Source organism: Pandoraea sputorum (genome assembly GCF_000814845.2).
GTDB lineage: Bacteria > Pseudomonadota > Gammaproteobacteria > Burkholderiales > Burkholderiaceae > Pandoraea > Pandoraea sputorum.
Genome location: NZ_CP010431.2, coordinates 1,508,060 through 1,525,139, shown reverse-complemented (window position 1 = coordinate 1,525,139; position 17,080 = coordinate 1,508,060). Strand labels below are relative to the sequence as shown.

General features: G+C 62.7%; 14 protein-coding genes, 3 pseudogenes and 1 riboswitch. Of the genes and pseudogenes, 8 read left to right on the top strand and 9 right to left on the bottom strand.

Going from position 1 to position 17,080, the window contains the following annotated elements; genetic code table 11:
- Positions 1–20: 20 nt before the first annotated feature.
- On the bottom strand, positions 21–1,787 hold the full coding sequence (locus NA29_RS06900) for a Y-family DNA polymerase (RefSeq protein ID WP_052252586.1): 1,767 nt from the start codon (positions 1,785–1,787) through the stop codon (positions 21–23).
- On the bottom strand, positions 1,690–2,619 hold the full coding sequence (gene imuA / locus NA29_RS25685) for a translesion DNA synthesis-associated protein ImuA (RefSeq protein WP_052252585.1): 930 nt from the start codon (positions 2,617–2,619) through the stop codon (positions 1,690–1,692). The genes NA29_RS06900 and imuA overlap by 98 nt, the downstream gene beginning before the upstream one ends.
- Positions 2,620–2,920: 301 nt before the next feature.
- On the opposite strand from imuA, the pseudogene NA29_RS06890 reads away from it, so the two are divergent.
- Positions 2,921–4,092: pseudogene (locus NA29_RS06890) on the top strand (Nramp family divalent metal transporter).
- Positions 4,093–4,157: 65 nt separating this feature from the next.
- Here NA29_RS06890 and NA29_RS06885 read toward each other — a convergent pair.
- A pseudogene (locus NA29_RS06885) lies at positions 4,158–4,271 on the bottom strand (DUF1348 family protein); the annotation flags it as partial.
- 197 nt (positions 4,272–4,468) lie between these two features.
- Between NA29_RS06885 and NA29_RS06880 the strand changes: the two are divergent.
- From NA29_RS06880 to NA29_RS25680, 4 genes are all read left to right on the top strand, one after another.
- Complete coding sequence (locus NA29_RS06880) at positions 4,469–5,110, top strand: CsgG/HfaB family protein (protein WP_052253211.1); 642 nt, start codon at positions 4,469–4,471, stop codon at positions 5,108–5,110.
- Positions 5,111–5,193: 83 nt separating this feature from the next.
- The gene (locus NA29_RS06875) at positions 5,194–5,571 is read left to right on the top strand and encodes a DUF4810 domain-containing protein (RefSeq protein WP_039397056.1); all 378 of its coding nucleotides are present in this window, start codon (positions 5,194–5,196) and stop codon (positions 5,569–5,571) included.
- Positions 5,568–6,233: a DUF799 domain-containing protein gene (locus NA29_RS06870; RefSeq protein WP_039397054.1), complete on the top strand. Its 666-nt coding sequence runs from the start codon at positions 5,568–5,570 to the stop codon at positions 6,231–6,233. Before NA29_RS06875 ends, NA29_RS06870 begins: the two co-directional genes overlap by 4 nt.
- 196 nt (positions 6,234–6,429) lie before the next feature.
- A complete protein-coding gene (locus tag NA29_RS25680) occupies positions 6,430–6,912 on the top strand; it encodes a DUF995 domain-containing protein (protein ID WP_157744765.1) in 483 nt (160 codons plus the stop codon).
- Positions 6,913–7,028: 116 nt separating this feature from the next.
- Here the strand turns inward: NA29_RS25680 and NA29_RS06860 are convergent, their stop codons facing one another.
- The 6 genes and pseudogenes from NA29_RS06860 to NA29_RS06840 form a co-directional block, all read right to left on the bottom strand.
- A complete protein-coding gene (locus NA29_RS06860; protein WP_224786868.1) occupies positions 7,029–9,296 on the bottom strand; it encodes a TonB-dependent receptor in 2,268 nt (755 codons plus the stop codon).
- Between the two features lie 613 nt (positions 9,297–9,909).
- Positions 9,910–10,050: a DUF3563 family protein gene (locus NA29_RS25675; protein ID WP_072617503.1), complete on the bottom strand. Its 141-nt coding sequence runs from the start codon at positions 10,048–10,050 to the stop codon at positions 9,910–9,912.
- 107 nt (positions 10,051–10,157) lie between these two features.
- A complete protein-coding gene (locus NA29_RS25670; RefSeq protein ID WP_150777515.1) occupies positions 10,158–10,340 on the bottom strand; it encodes a hypothetical protein in 183 nt (60 codons plus the stop codon).
- A gap of 207 nt (positions 10,341–10,547) precedes the next feature.
- Positions 10,548–10,940, bottom strand: a pseudogene (gene cueR, locus NA29_RS06850) (Cu(I)-responsive transcriptional regulator); the annotation flags it as partial.
- A 7-nt stretch (positions 10,941–10,947) separates the two neighbouring features.
- Complete coding sequence (locus NA29_RS06845; RefSeq protein WP_084104181.1) at positions 10,948–11,754, bottom strand: endonuclease/exonuclease/phosphatase family protein; 807 nt, start codon at positions 11,752–11,754, stop codon at positions 10,948–10,950.
- A gap of 174 nt (positions 11,755–11,928) precedes the next feature.
- Positions 11,929–14,514, bottom strand: coding sequence for a heavy metal translocating P-type ATPase (locus tag NA29_RS06840; protein ID WP_039397049.1), 2,586 nt, complete (start codon positions 14,512–14,514; stop codon positions 11,929–11,931).
- Between the two features lie 289 nt (positions 14,515–14,803).
- Here NA29_RS06840 and NA29_RS06835 point away from each other — a divergent pair, with 289 nt between their 5' ends.
- The 3 genes from NA29_RS06835 (at position 14,804) to NA29_RS06825 (ending at position 17,066) form a co-directional block, all read left to right on the top strand.
- The gene (locus NA29_RS06835) at positions 14,804–15,004 is read left to right on the top strand and encodes a heavy-metal-associated domain-containing protein (RefSeq protein ID WP_039397047.1); all 201 of its coding nucleotides are present in this window, start codon (positions 14,804–14,806) and stop codon (positions 15,002–15,004) included.
- Between the two features lie 277 nt (positions 15,005–15,281).
- Positions 15,282–15,458, top strand: a riboswitch (FMN riboswitch).
- Between the two features lie 97 nt (positions 15,459–15,555).
- Positions 15,556–16,269, top strand: coding sequence for a 3,4-dihydroxy-2-butanone-4-phosphate synthase (gene ribB, locus NA29_RS06830; protein WP_084103516.1), 714 nt, complete (start codon positions 15,556–15,558; stop codon positions 16,267–16,269).
- 230 nt (positions 16,270–16,499) lie between these two features.
- A complete protein-coding gene (locus NA29_RS06825) occupies positions 16,500–17,066 on the top strand; it encodes a PaaI family thioesterase (RefSeq protein ID WP_039397045.1) in 567 nt (188 codons plus the stop codon).
- Positions 17,067–17,080 lie beyond the last annotated feature (14 nt).

Genomic DNA, 17,080 nt, shown 5'->3' with positions numbered 1-17,080 from the left:
AGACTGCGGCCCCGTCCGTCTCAACCGAACAGGCCATGCAAATACCAGGCAGCGTCTGCACCTTTCACGGGACGCTCCCGAAACACCCACAGCAACGCCCCCGTCGTGTCCGCTGCGATGAAGTAATCGCGCGTGACCGTGCCCGGCTCCCACCAGCCAGCCTCGATACGCTCCGGGCCGCTCACCAGTTGCAATGGTCCCTGCCGCCACGGACGCTCCTGCTGCATGCTGAGCCGCTGAGGCGCGTCGAGCAGCCACGCCGGGCGCGGCGGCAGTGCGCTCACGGTATCCGGCAGATGACGATTCGACGCAGACGTCGCCTCCCCATTCACACTCGCACTCACTCCTGCACCCACCCCTGCATTCACTGCATAAGGCACGCTCACGAACGCCGCCTCGGGACGATGATCGCCACGCACCTGCAAACGCCGCACGTGTTCATCTCCCAGACGCGCCGCAACGCGCTCCATCAATTGCACGAAATCCTGCCGCTCGCGCCCCGGCTCGGGCAGCAGCGAACCGCTTTGCGGGACATGCTGCGCCGTCTGCGTGACGTCGAGCCGCAATGTCAGCACCGGCGCGACCAACGGAGAACGCGCCAGCCGTTCCTTGCAGAGCGACAACAAGTGCGCCGGTGCGGCGCTCGCTTCGGCCAGACGGATGTCGAAACGCGTCGGTGCCAGGGTCTCCCGGCCAAGCGGCTCGTGTTCGAGAATCAGCGTCAAGGCCTGCGTGGCCAGTTGCCCAGCGGCGAGCCACCCCGTCAGTTGCGCGAGCAGACGGCGCAAGCCGAACAGCAAGACTTCAACGTCATGCGTGAGCGACGGCAATGGCAGCACGGCTTCGAAATGCGGCGGCGCGCGATACCACGCCGGCGCTTCCGGCGCTTCGCCATAGGCGCGCGAAAGCGATGCGGGCAGCGCGGCACCGCAGCGACGTCTCACGCCCGCCGACGGCAGTGCACGCAATTCGCTCAACGTCGCGCAACCGATCTGAGCGAGCCAGTCGAGCCACGGCTGCGCTTCGGGCAGCAATGCCACCGGGAGCGGATCGAGTTGCGCCGGTAGCCCCGCCAATGACGGTGGCAGCAGTGGCTCGGGAGGCCACGACGACGAGGATGGCGCCGTAGCCGACGACGACAGCGATAGCGCCGCCCCGGACGTCGCCCCCGCTGCCGCCTTTGTCACCGGCACGATCGAGCGACGTGATGCACGCGACTTCATCGCGGCCTGCATGTCCTGAGATGTCGGCGCATGAGGATCAACGTGTGTCGGCACAGCCTGCGCGGCGCGTGCGAGCAGCGTTGCCGCGCTGGCCGTCGCGGCAATGCCCAGCGATGCCCGGTGTCCGAGCGACTCGGCACTTTCCAACACTTGTGCCGCCAACGATGCCAATCCACCAAACAGACGCAAACTCGGCGCGACGTCGATCAATACACACTGCGGCGCGGCAATCGCCACATCGGGACCAAAACGCAGCAACGCCAGCGCCAGCGCTTCAAGCGCGAGCGCCTCGGCGGCTTCGTCGCGATCGTGAAACCGCGCCTGTGGCAAGAGCGCGAGAACACCGCCGCGACGCATGCCCGGTTGCACACCCGCCGCCTGCGCCGCCTCGCTCGCCTGCCAGACACGTGACTGCGCCAGTACGACCGTCGTGTCGGCTTGCGCGTCGCTCGCCTCCGTCGGCCCGTCAGCCCGTATGCGCGACCGGAGTGACGGGAGTGATGTGAGCGGCGAGGCGATCTCGAGTGCCAGACAAGGCAGATGCAGGGCGATCCAGCAGGCCATGCGAGACTCCGGAAGCAGAAACAAAAGACGCCGTAGACGGCACGGGCGACGGTGCCGGATCGGGCTGGGCATGCAGCGGCGTTTCGTCGTCCGCGCCCCTTGTCAGCGATTGCTGCGCACGCGTATAGGGCTCAGGCAACGTCAGCCAGAGCGGTTCGGAACGAGGCGGTCCACGACGCTTATGAAACTGCAAGCCGAGGCGGCTCGCCTCTCCGACGACCAGTCCCAGCCGTAACGGCGCTGCGGACGCGGTCGACACAGCCGCCGGCGGACGCATCACCCAGGTCAGTGTTTCGCTACCGCCAGTGGCCACCTGAAACCGCCGAAGCTGCTCGGGTGTCGCGGCCGGTAGCCACGCAAGCACCGCCCCGCAGCACGCACTCCTGAGCGCCTGCTCGACGCACCACAGCATGTCGCGGTCCTCGGGTCTCATGCCCTGCCCCCCGGCCCCGCGCCGCACTCGGGAGGTGCGCGTTGGCCGGGACGCCGGGGACGCTGTATAAGACGGGCGCATCACCACACTCAACCACCGCAGATCGATGCCCCACCCCGCCAGCGCCGGGGCATAGGGCAGCATCGGCGGTGCAATCACCATGACCGGCTTTCCCGCCTGCGTCAGATCGCGCAACGTCGGTGCCAGCAAACGCCATTCACCGATGCCCGGACGGTCGCTCAGCAGCTCCGTCACCGCGCCATGCGGCCACCCCGCGCCGGGCAGCTCGGCGTCGAGCGCGGCGAAACCGGTGGTGTGGCCCGCGCGATGGCAATGCGCCAGCTCACTGGCACGCCATAGCCCGGCAGGCAGAGGGGAGGAAAGCGGCAGGGTCATCATGCGCCCAAATGCTGTATGAATGTACAGTATAGCAGTTCATTTGCCGTCGACGGCATCTTCATGGCCGCCTCATCACGCCTCATCACGCCGATCATGGCGATCGCGCTTGCGGGCAGGCGTCGGCCCGGCTAACGTGAGCGTCATTGCACACAACCCACTCCTCATGCCGCTCCCGACCACTGCCACCGCTCCCTTCTGCCCCGCCGAGGTCAAAGGCAGCATCGTCATCGACGCGCGTCAGTCGCGCTGGACCAAACTCAAACGCTTCGCCGGCCCCGGATTGCTCGTCGCCATCGGTTACATGGATCCCGGCAACTGGGCGACGGACATTCAGGCAGGATCGCAATTCGGTTACTCGCTGCTTTGGGTAGTGGCGCTCTCGAGTCTCGCCGCCATCTTCCTGCAAATGCTGGCCGCACGTCTGGGACTGGTCGCCGGACGCGATCTTGCGCAGGCCAGCTACGAACGCTACGGTCGCACAGGCCGTTTCGTCCAATGGATCACGGCCGAGATTTCCATCATTGCGTGCGATATCGCCGAAGTGCTCGGCTGCGCACTGGCCTTCAAGCTCTTGCTAGGCGTACCCATCGCGTGGGGGATCGTGCTCACCGCGCTCGACACGATGATCGTGCTGGGACTACAGGGCAAGGGCTTCCGTCAGATCGAAGCTATCGTGTTCGGATTGATCGGCACGATGGCGTTCTGTTTCATCGCGCAGGTCGCGATGGTGCCGCCCGACTGGCACGCGGTGGCTGCGGGTCTTGTCCCGGGCGCACCCAGTCACGACCGGCGCGACGCGATCGTACTGGCGCTGGGCATCGTCGGCGCGACGATCATGCCGCACAACCTGTACCTGCACTCTTCCGTCGTACAGACCCGGCGGGTCGTCGGCGGCAAGCGCGGCGATGTGCACGACACACTCGCGTTAGTGCGCATCGATACCTGGGTCTCATTGCTGATCGCCATGTGCGTGAATGCGGCCATTCTGATTCTTGCTGGCTCAGTTTTTCATGCCAGCGGTCAGACCAACGTCACCGATATCGAGCAGGCGTATCAGTTGATTACGCCGATTGCGGGGGGGCTGCCGCCTTCATGTTCGGCATCGCCCTGCTCGCTTCGGGGCAAAGTTCAACACTGACGGGCACCATCGCCGGGCAAGTCATCATGGACGGCTTCCTGCACATGAAGATTCCGTGCTATCAGCGCCGACTGATTACGCGCGGACTCGCGCTCGTGCCCGCACTGATCGGGGTGTTGTGGCTCGGCGACGGTGCTGTGGGCAAACTGCTCGTGTGGAGTCAGGTGCTGCTCAGCCTGCAACTACCGTTTGCCATGTGGCCGCTCATTCGCTCGGTCAGCGATGCGCGCGTGATGAACGGCAATACGATCGGGCGTCCGACGCAGGTGTTAGCGTGGTGCCTTTTTGCCGTCATCACGGCGACCAATCTGTTGCTGATTTTCGGGCTGGGCTGAGAACCGACAATGTCGACAGAAATGTCTCCGGACGATAGGAAAACTCACAAACCGAGGTCACTCAAAACTCGCGTCGGATCACGCGAATTCCAGCCCTCCCCGGCCATGCGAACTTCCTGAATTGCAGTCTCCCGTGTAAACGGCGGACTCGGGGTACGCAGGATGCAAGTGGGTGTCACAACGCACCGAAAACGCGTGCTACCATCAGCACCCCTTACCAACGCTTACTACAAGCGGCAAACAACTTTAATGAGGTAAGGGCTTCAGATGTCCGCATCGGAACGATGCCACGATGCATCGTCCGGCGGGTGACAACACACTCAGGGGTATCACCGTGCAGAAAAGGAAATCCAGCATTGCGCTGCTCAGCGCTGCCATGCTCGCTATGGCCGTGCTCGGCGGTTGCGCCACCGAAAGCTCGCGTACCGTGGAAGTCGCCAAGGTCGAGAGTGCCAGCCGTCCGTACGTTGGCGTGCGCACGCCGATCGCTGTCGGCAAGTTCGATAACCGTTCCGCGTACATGCGCGGCGTTTTTTCCGATAACGTCGATCGCCTCGGCAGCCAGGCCAAGACGATTCTGATTACCCATCTGCAACAGACCCAGCGCTTCAACGTGCTCGACCGCGACAACATGGCCGAGATCCGTCAGGAAGCCGACATCAAGAAGACGCAACAGACGCTCAAGGGCGCCGACTACGTAATCACCGGCGATGTGGTCGAGTTCGGCCGCAAGGAAGTGGGTGACAAGCAACTGTTCGGCATTCTGGGCCGTGGCCGCGAGCAGATCGCTTACGCAAAGGTCAACCTGAACGTGGTCGATATCGCCACGTCGGAGGTTGTCTACTCGAGCGGCGGCGCGGGCGAATTCGCACTCTCGAATCGCGAAGTCATCGGCTTCGGTGGCACTGCGGGCTACGACTCCACGCTCAATGGCAAGGTGCTTGACCTCGCCATGCGCGAAGCCGTCGACAAGCTCGTCGCAGGCATCGAGAGCGGTGCCTGGAAGCCGGGCAAGTAAGCGCACCGACACCCTTTTTTGCAGCATGCCGTAGCGCGTGATTCGTCACGCGCTCGGCTTTGCACGTCAGGACATATATCGTCATGAATCGCACGTTCTCGTCCGGCCGGATCGCCGTCGCAGCCATCGCAGGCAGCGTCATCCTCGCGCTCTCCGGCTGCGCCACACCGCCCAAGCCGCTGTATGACTGGGAAGGCTATCAGCCGCAAGTCTACGAATACTTCAAGGGCGAATCGAAGGAAGCACAGATCATTGCGCTGGAGCGCGATCTGGAGAAGATCAAGGCGTCCAATCACGCCGCGCCCCCCGGATATCACGCTCACCTCGGCCTGCTCTACGCCTCGGTCGGCAAGTCCGACAAGATGGTCGAAGAGTTCCAGACCGAAAAGCAACTGTTCCCCGAATCGGCCAGCTACATCGACTTCCTGCTGAAAAACAAGACCCCGGAGGCCAAGCAATGATCGCCCGACTCTGCAAATGGATGACGGTCGCCGCGCTGGCCGCTGTGATGACCGGTTGCGCTGTGCATCAAGCCAAGCCGTATGACTACACCGCGTTCAAGGAAAGCAAGCCGAAGTCGATTCTGGTGCTGCCGCCGCTGAACGAGTCGCCGGATATCGACGCGACCTACAGCGTGCTTTCGCAAGTGACGGTGCCGCTGGGCGAAGCTGGCTACTACGTGATGCCGGTGACGCTGGTCGACGAATCGTTCCGTCAGAACGGTCTGACCGTCGCCGGTGACATCCATCAGGTCAGCCCGGCCAAGCTGCGTGAGATCTTCGGTGCGGACGCTGCGCTCTACATCAAGATCACTCAGTACGGCACGAAATACATGGTGCTCGACAGCGCCACCGTCGTGACGGTCTCGGCCGAACTCATCGATCTGCGCAACGGTGCGAAGCTGTGGAGCGGCGCAGCCAGCGCGTCGAACAATGAGGGCAACAACAGTGGCGGCGGCGGGTTGATCGGCATGCTGGTCACGGCGGCCGTCAAGCAGATCGTCAACAGCGTGTCGAACGCCGGTTACACGGTCGCGGGCACGGCCAATGCGCGTCTGCTGTCTGCCGGACGTCCCAACGGCATGCTCTACGGTCCGCGTTCGCCGAAATACGGCACTGACTGACCGGGAAACTGGGCAGACCTCGCACTGTCACCTATAGTGGTAACGCATGAGCGGTCGGCCTTCCCGACCGCTCATCGCCCGGACCGATAGCGACACCCCGCCGCAGTGCGGGGACAACAGTGTCAGACGATGCGCCCGTCAGGTGTGCGCCTCGTCGGCTTGCGTATGTGTCGGCAAGCCTCGTCCGGGAGTCATCATGGTTCACCGCTTCGCTTCTTCTTTCCCTCAGCCCCCTCGCATCACCGTCCTCGCCACGGTCGCTGCTCTCTGGTTGCCTGCGCTCGCCGCCGCCGATCCGATGCATCTATCCGACATCAAAGACGCCAACGGCCAGCAACTCAGCGTCGACGACTTGCGTTCGCTAATGCCCGGCGCTCACATCACTAACGTCGTTCAGAACGGCAGCACACGCAAGTGGGTCAACGAGTCCGGCGGATCGCTCAACGCGACGAGCGATAACAAGGGCAACATCGGATCGGGTGGACGCAGTGTGCAGGTCGCGCATGCCACTGGCACCTGGTCGGTCAACGACAACGGCTCGTATTGCGTGAATCTGGAATGGCGGGCGCTCACCGAAAACTGGTGCCGCTTCATGTTCAAGGTCGGTGACAAATACTACGTCGTCACCTCTCTGGCCAACGGCGCGGCGATTGCGACCGAGTTCAGCATCGAGAAATGATCCGTCCGAAAAGCGGACGAAAAACCGCCCCGGGCTACGAACAGCACCGGGGCGCGACTGCAAGCTGCGTTTTCCGTCGTCAGCGAGGCAGTTGAGGTTGCCAGGACCGCGACGGCTTAGAAGTCCGTCGTCATGGACAGCAGGAATGTACGCGGTGCACCCAGCGTCAGATAGTTGCTCGACGACACGCTCGACCAGTACGCCTTGTTCGTCACGTTGAGCACGCTCAGACGGAACGTCGTCGACTTGCCGTAAATCTGCGTGGCATAGCGCGCGCCCACGTCGAAACGATCCCATGCCGGAATCGACGCCGTGTTCGCAATATTCGCGTACTCACGGCCCGTGTGAATCCAGCGCGCGTTCAACGTCAGGCCCTGTACCCAGGGAATGTCGTACTCCGCACCGAGGTTGTACTGGAACGTCGGCACGCCGACCGGACGATTGCCGTTCGTCGCCGCGCTCGATTGATTGAGCAACGTGCCGTTGATGTACGACACCCCGGCAATCACACGCACATTCTTGACCGGGCTGCCATACACCGACGCTTCGACGCCGCGGTGGCGCTCAAGCCCGTCTGCCACATAGACGTTTGATGCATTCGTATAAGCCGAAGGTTTTTCGATCTGGTAGAACGCAATCGACGCACCGAAACGCGCCGTGTCGTACTTCGCCCCGAATTCGATCTGCTTTGAACGATACGGCGGCAACGACTGACCGTAGTTCACGGTCCCCTGTGGTGCCGTCGTCCCTGCGGCGAGACCTTCGCTACGGTTCGCGAACAACGACACGTTCTGCCACGGCTTGACGACGATGCCGAACAACGGCGTGGTGATGGCGTCGTTGTAAGCCAGCGATTGCACGCCGGTGTAACCGTAATTGTTCACACCGATCGATTGATGACGCACACCGACGGTGGCCAAAATGCGGTCGTTGAAGAAACCCAGCGTGTCCGACGCAGAGACGCTACGCAGCAACGTGAGTGCCGTCGTTTGCGGGTCGTTCAGGTTGCCACCTTGCGACGACGTCGTCGGATAAGCCACCTGTGGCGGATTGACGAAGCTCGTATTGAACGCGGAGGCGAACGTGAACGCAGACTGCGAGTCCAGACGCGTTCCGGAAGCCCCTGCCGTGAAGAAATGTGACACCGGCCCCGTCGTAAAGCGACCGCGCACGCCCACTTCACCAGAGAGCGCATCTTCCTGGTGCGGTGCATTCAGACGCGTCGCCGTCACAGGGCTCGACGCGCCCTTCCACGTCGGATTCGAATACTCCCCGTTCTCGTTCGTATGACGGATGCCACCCGTGACGTAGGCCGTCCAGTGCGGCAGGAAATCGTACTCGGCACGCAGAATACCGACGCTATCTTCCAGCGTGGAGTAGCTCCACGACTGCGCGTAGTTCGACGTCGCAGCCGGCGGTTGCGGCAGCACGTTTCCCGAGAAGTTGTACAGCGCCCGCCCCGAACCGATGTGCAGCTTCTGATAGAGGAAGTCCGCCGACAGACGCAACTTGTCGCCGCGCCAGTCAAGCGCAACCGATGTCGTCCGCGAGTTCGAATGCTCCCGGTCAACGGCGGTCTCACCGTCACGAATCGCCTGATTCACACGAATGCCAAACTGACCCTCACTACCGAAACGGCGGCCGACGTCGATGTGCGTCCCGAATTCGCCTGAGCCGCTGCCGTCGATGGTCACACGGTTAAGCGGGGTGTCGTCTGCCCGCTTCAGTTGCAGATTCACACCGCCACCGATGGACGAACCGCCCGGCGATGCCCCTTTTAGAAACGCGTTCGCCCCCTTGAACAGCTCGACACGTTCGAGCGCTTCGGTCGAAACCAGTTGACGCGGTGTGATGCCATAGAGTCCGTTGAGCGAAATATCGTCGCCCGCCAAAGTGAAGCCGCGAATCACGAACGTCTGTGCGAAGTTGCCGAAACCGCGCGACATACGCACTGACGGGTCGTTATCGAGCACGTCGGCAAGCGTGCGCGCTTGCTGATCTTCGATCATCTTCGACGTGTATGCACTCATGCTGAACGGCACATCGAGCGTGCTCTGATTACCGAGCACACCGAAGCTCATACCGCGTGCCACCTGTCCGCCCACGTACGCTGGCTGCGTGTCGTTCGGCGACTGCTCCCGATCCCCCTGCACGGTCACCGTCGGCAATGCGACGGGACTCTGCGCGCCAGCCTGTGCTGCCCCTGCAGCATCGCCTGACTGAGCGGACTGCGCCATGGCGTTGCCACCGAAAACGACCGTGCCGAAGCTCAGCGCCGACGCGACGACAATCGGGCACAGCGAAGGCCATGGACTTGCGCTGGGCGCGACGATGCCAGCGCGAGAGACTCGGGCAAAACGGGAAGAACGGGAAGCGAGCGACATGAGGAACAACTTGTTGGAGTGCGCCCTGGCAACGGACAGATGCCCGGGCTGAGAAGAGACTTGCCGGTCGACGGCGAATCCCTTTCCACAAGAGAGGAAAACTGCGTACGACAATGGCACCCTCGAGAGCCTCGCCGGGGCACGACGCGGCATCTCAATTCGGTGAAAGTTTAATAATAATAGAAATGATTATCAATATCATTACTAAAGACAACGTGTCAGGCGGCCTGCTGGTTGCGCAACAAATCGGGAGCAAATGGGTTGCGAATCAAGCACTCATATGGATGCGGCTGACATTTGCGCGCAGCGGTGCGGATCCACTCACTGAACCGTTGAGATAAACCTGTCAGTTTCGAGAGGGGAGGAGATGAAGGAAGGAGGACGGCCGCCAGCAAGAGACTTGCGACGACGCGACGGCGACGCCGTAAACGACAAAGCCCGCCAAAATGGCGGGCTTGTGTGGCCAATCCCGGAACAGCGGGAATGGCATCCGAACTCACGGTTGGGCGCCGTCGCACATCATCACAACGATGACGGGAATCGCCCGATAAGACGATCGACTTGCCTGGTTGCGCCAGCAGCGACCGCTCGTCCGGAAGGACTTCTGACTTGCTTAGTAACCGGCGGTTTCGAGCGCGCGGATACGTTGTTCCAGCTCAATGATGTCCTTCGACTCAGCCAGGAATGCTTCACGACGACGGCGCTCAGCAGTTTCGAACCAAGTGTTCACGACTTCAAACAGGGCGGCAAACATGACGTTTCTCCAATTCATTAGTGTGCTGCATCGCAGCAGTGCTTCGCATTATATAGGGTTTTCCCGTTAAGGGTTAGCCCCTATATGGGAAAAACCAACAAATTCTGCTAGAGCGTCACTTCGAATGGAGTCAATTCCAAATAATTTACATAAAAATCAACAACATACATAAAAACAACAGCACCCAAACAGCCCACTGCGGCATGCCGTCGCACTGCACAGTCAAAATTCGAGGAACAAAAAAAGCGCCGCTGTTGCGGCGCATCATCCTTAAAAATGGAGTCTTTCATGTGACGAATCCGTACCGTCACATGACTGCTGCGACCTCCGCGTCCTTACGGCACGTGGCGTGCGACCTGAGCGTCACCGTCGCCTACCGCCCCGCCGGTGGGGGCCCCCGCGGCCGAAGTCGTCGGTACGGCACCTGATTGTGTCGCAGTGCCGCACGTGGTCGTTGCATTCGTCGCGCAATCGCTCTTTGCTGTCAGATCGCCCGGCAGATCCGCCGACGCTAGTCCTTCCAGAATCGGGCAGTCCGGGCGGTCATCGCCGTGGCAATGCATCGCAAGATGCGAGAGCGAGTCGCGCATGGCGACCAGTTCGCCGATACGCTGATTAAGTTCGTCCACATGGGACTGCGCGAGCGCCTTCACCTGCGCACTGGAGCGCCCCCGATCCTGCCAGAGCGCCAGCAACTGGCGAATCTGGTCGATGCCGAAACCGAGCCGACGCGCCTGACGAATGAACCGAAGCAGATGAAGATCCTGCTCGCCATATCGTCGATAACCTGCCTCGGAGCGAGGGCTCGGAGGCATCAGGCCGATACTCTCGTAGTACCGGATCATCTTGGCCGTCACGCCGCTGGCCTGCGCCGCTTGTCCGATGTTCATGGCTACCTCACTGGGGGGAACGAGGGTTGAACGACGGGAGAGAGGAACCGTTCATGTCCTTCTCGGTATCCGACGGCACGAGTCGGGCACTGATCGGCGCATGATCGGAAATCCGCGACCAGGGGCGCCCATGCAAGACTTGCGCCCCTTCGATATGAAAGCCGCGTGCGTAGATGCGGTCAAGTCGCAACAGCGGCAATCCACTCGGAAAACTGCGTGCCGGACGTCCGGCACTGTTCTGAAACACCTCCGTCAACGCCAGCTTCTCGGCCAGCAAACGGTCTGCCTGATTGCTCCAGTCGTTGAAATCGCCCGCGATGATCAGCGGCGCATCCGCAGGAATGGCATCGGCCACCCGCTCCGTCAACATTTCGAACTGACGCCGGCGTCCCTGCCCTGCGAGCGACAAATGTACGCAGAGACAATGCAGCGGCTGGGTCAGCCCCGGCACGGCGATTTCGCAATGAAGCATGCCGCGCTTCTCGAAACTATAGGTCGTGATGTCGTGATTGTCCGATTTGACGATCGGATAACGACTCAAAATCGCATTGCCGTGGTGCCCGTGCTCATAGACAACATTGCGTCCGTAAGCATGATCGCGCCACATCGCGCCCGCCAGAAACTCGTGCTGCGGTTGTACCGGCCAGTTAGTGTGACGCACCGCGTGGCGTTGATGCATGCCCTGCACTTCCTGCAGGAAGACGAGATCCGGTGCGAGCCCCTCCAGCCCCGCACGCAGTTCGTGAACGCGCAAGCGGTTGAACGCGGAAAAGCCCTTGTGGATGTTGTAACTCGCAATATGCAGACTATTCATAGGCAGCAGCATTGACTCCGTGCCGGAAGACAGACGATATCACCTAGATGATGTCGCTTTCGGCGAATTTCAAGTCAGGTGGAAATCCGGGCGACGCATCGGAAGGTTGCTTCCAGTACGTCGCCCCTGATCGATTCATTATGCGCCGATCACCTTATGCCCGTGGGAACCTTCTCAAACACCCGCCCGGCGGGCCTCGCCAGCGGCATCCGACTTTCCGGCGCTGCCTGTCGACGCGGAGGTCGTCTCCTGATCGGCAGGACGCCAGCGGCGCAGCAACAGTGCATTACTGACGACGCTGACGCTACTGAGCGCCATGGCCGCCCCGGCAATCACCGGACTGAGCATGCCAAACGCCGCGAGCGGAATCCCCACAACGTTGTACGCAAACGCCCAGAACAGGTTCTGACGAATCTTCGACCACGTACGACGAGACACATCAATGGCATCGGCGACCCGCTGCGGGTCACCACGCATCAGCGTTATGCCCGCCGTCTGCATCGCGACGTCCGTGCCCGAGCCCATGGCAATGCCGACATCCGCGGCAGCCAGTGCCGGCGCATCGTTGATCCCGTCGCCGACCATGGCTACGACCGCGCCGTCACGTTTGAGTTGCGCGATGACCTCCGCCTTGTGCTCCGGCAGAACATCGGCATGCACCTCGTCGAGTCCCAGCGCGTTGGCGACCGCCTTCGCGCTCCCTGCGTTATCGCCCGTCACCATCACGCAGCGCACACCCAACGCGTGCAGACGGTCGATGGCCGGACGAGCGGTTGCCTTGAGCGTATCGCCGAACGCGAGCAGCCCGAGCAGACGACCGCCGCGAGCGCGCGCGTCCGCAGCATCACCCGCAACATCCCCCGTATCAGCACTGCCGGTCTCGACCAGCCACGAGACAGTTCGTCCCTCGCCCGCCAGCCGCACGGCCTCTGACGCCAGGGCCCCCTGCGAGATACCGAGTTCGTCAAGCAGTCGCGCATTGCCCAACTGGAGCGTGTGACGGCCACCTAATGACCCACTTGATGGGTCGCTCAATGCACCCGCGCCATGCGCTTCCAGAATGTCGGCCCGCATGCCGCGCCCCGGCAATGCGGCAATGTCGGAGGCCACCGGCACCGCCGAAGCCAGCCCAGCTTCCTCGGCGGCCGTCGTCACGGCCTTGGCCAGCGGGTGAGAACTCCCCGACTGCACCGCAGCAGACCAGCGCAGCAGCGTGTCGGCGCTCGCCCCTTGCGCAGGCAAATGCGCAACGAGGCGCGGCTTGCCTTCCGTCAACGTCCCCGTCTTGTCGAACGCCACGACGTTGATCCGGTGCGCCAGTTCCAGCGCCTCGGCGTCCTTGATCAGGATGCCTTGTCGCGCAGCCGCCCCGGTGCCGACCATGATCGCCGCTGGCGTCGCCAGTCCCAATGCGCACGGACAAGCAATGACCAGTACCGCAACCGCGTTAAGCAGCGAAGCCTCGAGACCGAGCCCCAGCGCCCAACCGGCAATGACCGTCACAACGGCAATCAACACGACCACCGGAACGAAAACCGCCGCCACTCGATCCACGGCGCGCTGAATCGGCGCCTTGCCCGCTTGCGCGTCCTCGACCATGCGAATGATGCGAGCCAACGCCGTATCGGCGCCCACCGCCGTGGTTTCCACACGCAATGTGCCCGCGCCGTTGATTGAACCGCCGACGACCTTGTCGCCATCGGCCTTGTCGATCGGCAACGGCTCACCGGTCAGCAGTGATTCGTCGAGCTGGCTCGCGCCGTCGCGGATCACACCGTCGACCGGCACGCGCTCACCGGCGCGCACCACAACCCAGTCGCCCACCTTCACCTGCGACAGCGGCACCGAGACTTCGCTCGCCGCGCCATGCGGGTCACGCACGACACGCGCCGTCTCCGGGCGCAGCGCCGCCAACGCCCGAATCGCTTCCACGGTCCGCCGCTTTGCCCGCGCTTCGAGCCACTTGCCCAGCAACACCAGCGTGATCACCACCGCCGCCGCTTCGAAATACAGATGCGGCATGCTGCCCGCCGGTGCGCGCCACCACTCGTACAAGCTCAGGCCGTAAGCCGCTGACGTGCCCAACGCCACAAGCAAATCCATGTTGCCGCTACCGGCACGCACCGCCTTGTAACCCGCCCGATAGAAGCGCGCGCCCAGCCAGAACTGCACAGGGGTGGCGAGCAGCCACTGCACCCACGGCGGTGGCATCAGATGCACACCGAAGGGCTCGACAAGCATGGGCAGTAACAATGGCAGCGAGAGCACTGCAGCGACCGCCACTGGCCACCATGCCGGACCACTCTCCTCCGATGCCGCCTGCGCTGGGTCGGTAACGACCGACGCCTCGTACCCCGCCTTCTCGACGGCAGCGCTCAATACCGCAACATCGACCACCCCGCGCACGCCACGCACCGCCGCACGCTCGGTCGCAAGATTCACGTTCGCTTCGACCACGCCCGGCACATTGCGCAACGCCTTTTCCACCCGCCCTGCACACGAGGCACATGTCATGCCGCCAATGGCCAGTTCGAACGATTGCTCCGCAACCTGGTACCCGGCGTCGCTGACGGCGGCTTCGACCGCTCCCAGCAGCGCGACCGGTGCGACGTCTGCCGCCGCCTCCACCGCCGCCGTTTCGGTCGCGAGGTTTACATTCGCGCTCGTCACACCGGGCGTGCGCCGCAAAGCCTTCTCCACCCGCGTCACGCACGATGCGCAGGTCATGCCTTCAATACCGACCGACCAGTTCTGAGTCATTTATAGGCCCCCACGAGGACTGTCATCATGCGTCACAGCATAGACCTTGCCATGACAGGAAGGTCAAGCACTGTGCGGCAACTTGTCACGCATTCGGATGGGAACAGCAGAACCACACCCGTCACACTTCAACGATAGCGCCACCGGAACCGGCCATGTTTGGGGGACGTCTGACCCGACACGCGATTCGTCTGAAAAAAGCGCTTGAGCTTCCCTCTATGGGAAGGTCTATGATCCATTTACCTGATCAGTGTCACCGTCAATTGAATCGTCTTTCAAGGAGAGCAACATGCAAGTCCAAGTCGAAGGTATGAGCTGCGGCCATTGCGTCAAAGCCGTCACGCGTGCGATCACCGAGCTGGATGCGGACGCGAAGGTCAACGTCGATCTGGGTGCTGGCCGCGTAGACGTCCAAAGCGACCTGTCGCCCGCACAAGTCAGCGCCGCCATCACCGACGCCGGTTACACCGTCAAGGGCACCAGCGTCTGATTGAGTGACGGCTGACCAGCGTCCGGGTCTGGCTTCAACTCCGTTTGAGGGATGCCAGACGCACGCAGTCGACGTACTCAGCCGACGCCATCAGCCCGCATCAAACACGGCCACAAGAGGCGCTTCGCGTCTTGTGGCCGATGGGCAATCCCACGCGCCCCGCGCGGCCTTCCCTGCAGACCTCTTACGCCCTGTGCTACGCTTTGTCTCGCCGCATACGTCATGACGCCGCGCAATGCGTAACTACACGCAATGCAACGCAATGTTCGTACGGCATACACGTCTTCAGGGCGGGGTGAAAGTCCCCACCGGCGGTATGTGACATCACGCAGTTCGCTGCGTCGTCATGAGCCCGCGAGCGCTTGTCACCGTCGCTTTCGCGACATCGGCAGGGTCAGCAGATCTGGTGAGAAGCCAGAGCCGACGGTCATAGTCCGGATGAGAGAAGATGCGTCGATACCCGCGTGCTATGGGATGCCGTCCCATGGCGACGTCCGTTCGCATGCCCCGAAAACGTTTTTCGCCCGATTGACTTACGCGAGGAGCGTTTCATGTCCACCAGTACCCGCAATACCCAAGCTGTTTCGCAAGACACTGCCTCGACCGACGACCTGCATGCCTACCCTGCATTCGTCGATCTGCCGCCAGTGGAAGTTCGTCTGCCCGCTGCGCTTACGGCCATGCGCGAAGGCCGTCCCGTCATTCTGATGGACGATCTGGACCGCGAGAACGAAGCCGATCTGATCGTCGCCGCAGAGAAAATCACGCCCGCCACGATGGCCATGCTGATCCGCGAATGCAGTGGCATCGTCTGCCTGTGTCTGCCGGACGAGACGCTGCGCCGTCTCGATCTGCCGCCGATGGTCGAGCAGAACCAGAGCCGTTACGGCACTGCCTTTACGGTGACGATCGAAGCGCGTCAGGGCGTGAGTACCGGCGTTTCCGCTGCCGACCGCGTCACCACGATTCGCGCAGCCATCGCCGACGACGCCCAGCCCTCCGACCTCTCCCGCCCCGGCCACGTCTTCCCGCTGCGCGCGCAGCCGGGCGGCGTGCTCACGCGTCGCGGTCACACGGAAGGGTCCGTCGATCTGGCGATTCTCGCCGGCCTGAAGCCTGCCGCCGTGTTGTGCGAACTGATGAATCCGGATGGGACGATGACGCGCGGCGCCGATATCGAGCGCTTCGCCAAGCAGCACGATCTGCCGATTCTCACCATCGACGAACTGGCGACCTACCGCCTCAGCCTCGCGCAAGCGGCCTGATCGGACGCCGTCCGCTAATCACCGAAGGCGATGGCCCCTGCGGCAACGACGCACTCCGTCGTTGCCGCGTCACTTCCATCGAGCCACCAGTGCCCCCATCGCCCTCGGCGCCCTCGTCACTGACGGGTCGACGCTTCCCTCTAACGCGAAACGCACATCCGGACGCCGCGACTTCTATAATCGCTGACAAGCCGATTGCCTAGCATCATAAAAGTTACGAGGAAGACGTGATGAGCATCAAACCGGAAGCCGCCGCCGTTCTGGCCCAATGGGAAGCCGACGAAGCCGCCGTGCGCGAACGCGTCACGCGCAATGGTCCGGCGCGTTATGGCGTCGCAACGCCGTCCGACGTGGTCGGCCTGACCGGCCAGGAAATCTTCGACGCGATGTTCGACGGCAAGCTGCCGTTGCCGCCGATCAGTGAGACGCTCGGTTTCATCGCCGTGGAAGTCTCCAATGGCCGCGCTGTGTTTCAGGGTCGCCCGGCGCTGCCCTATTACAACCCGCTCGGCTCGATCCACGGCGGGTGGTTCGCCACGTTGCTCGACTCGGCCGTTGCCTGCGCGATCCATTCGACGCTACCCGCCGGGCGCAGCTACACCACGCTGGAACTCAAGACGAACATGGTCCGTGCCCTCACGCGCGACGTGCCCGTCGTGCGCGCCGAAGGCAAGGTCATTCAGGTGGGCCGTCAGGTCGGTATCGCGGAAGGCCGCATCGTCGGCCCGGACGGCACCTTGTATGCTCACGCCACCACCACCTGCCTGATCTTCGACTTTCCGCAGAAGAAGGCGTAAGCCTCCCGCCGCAC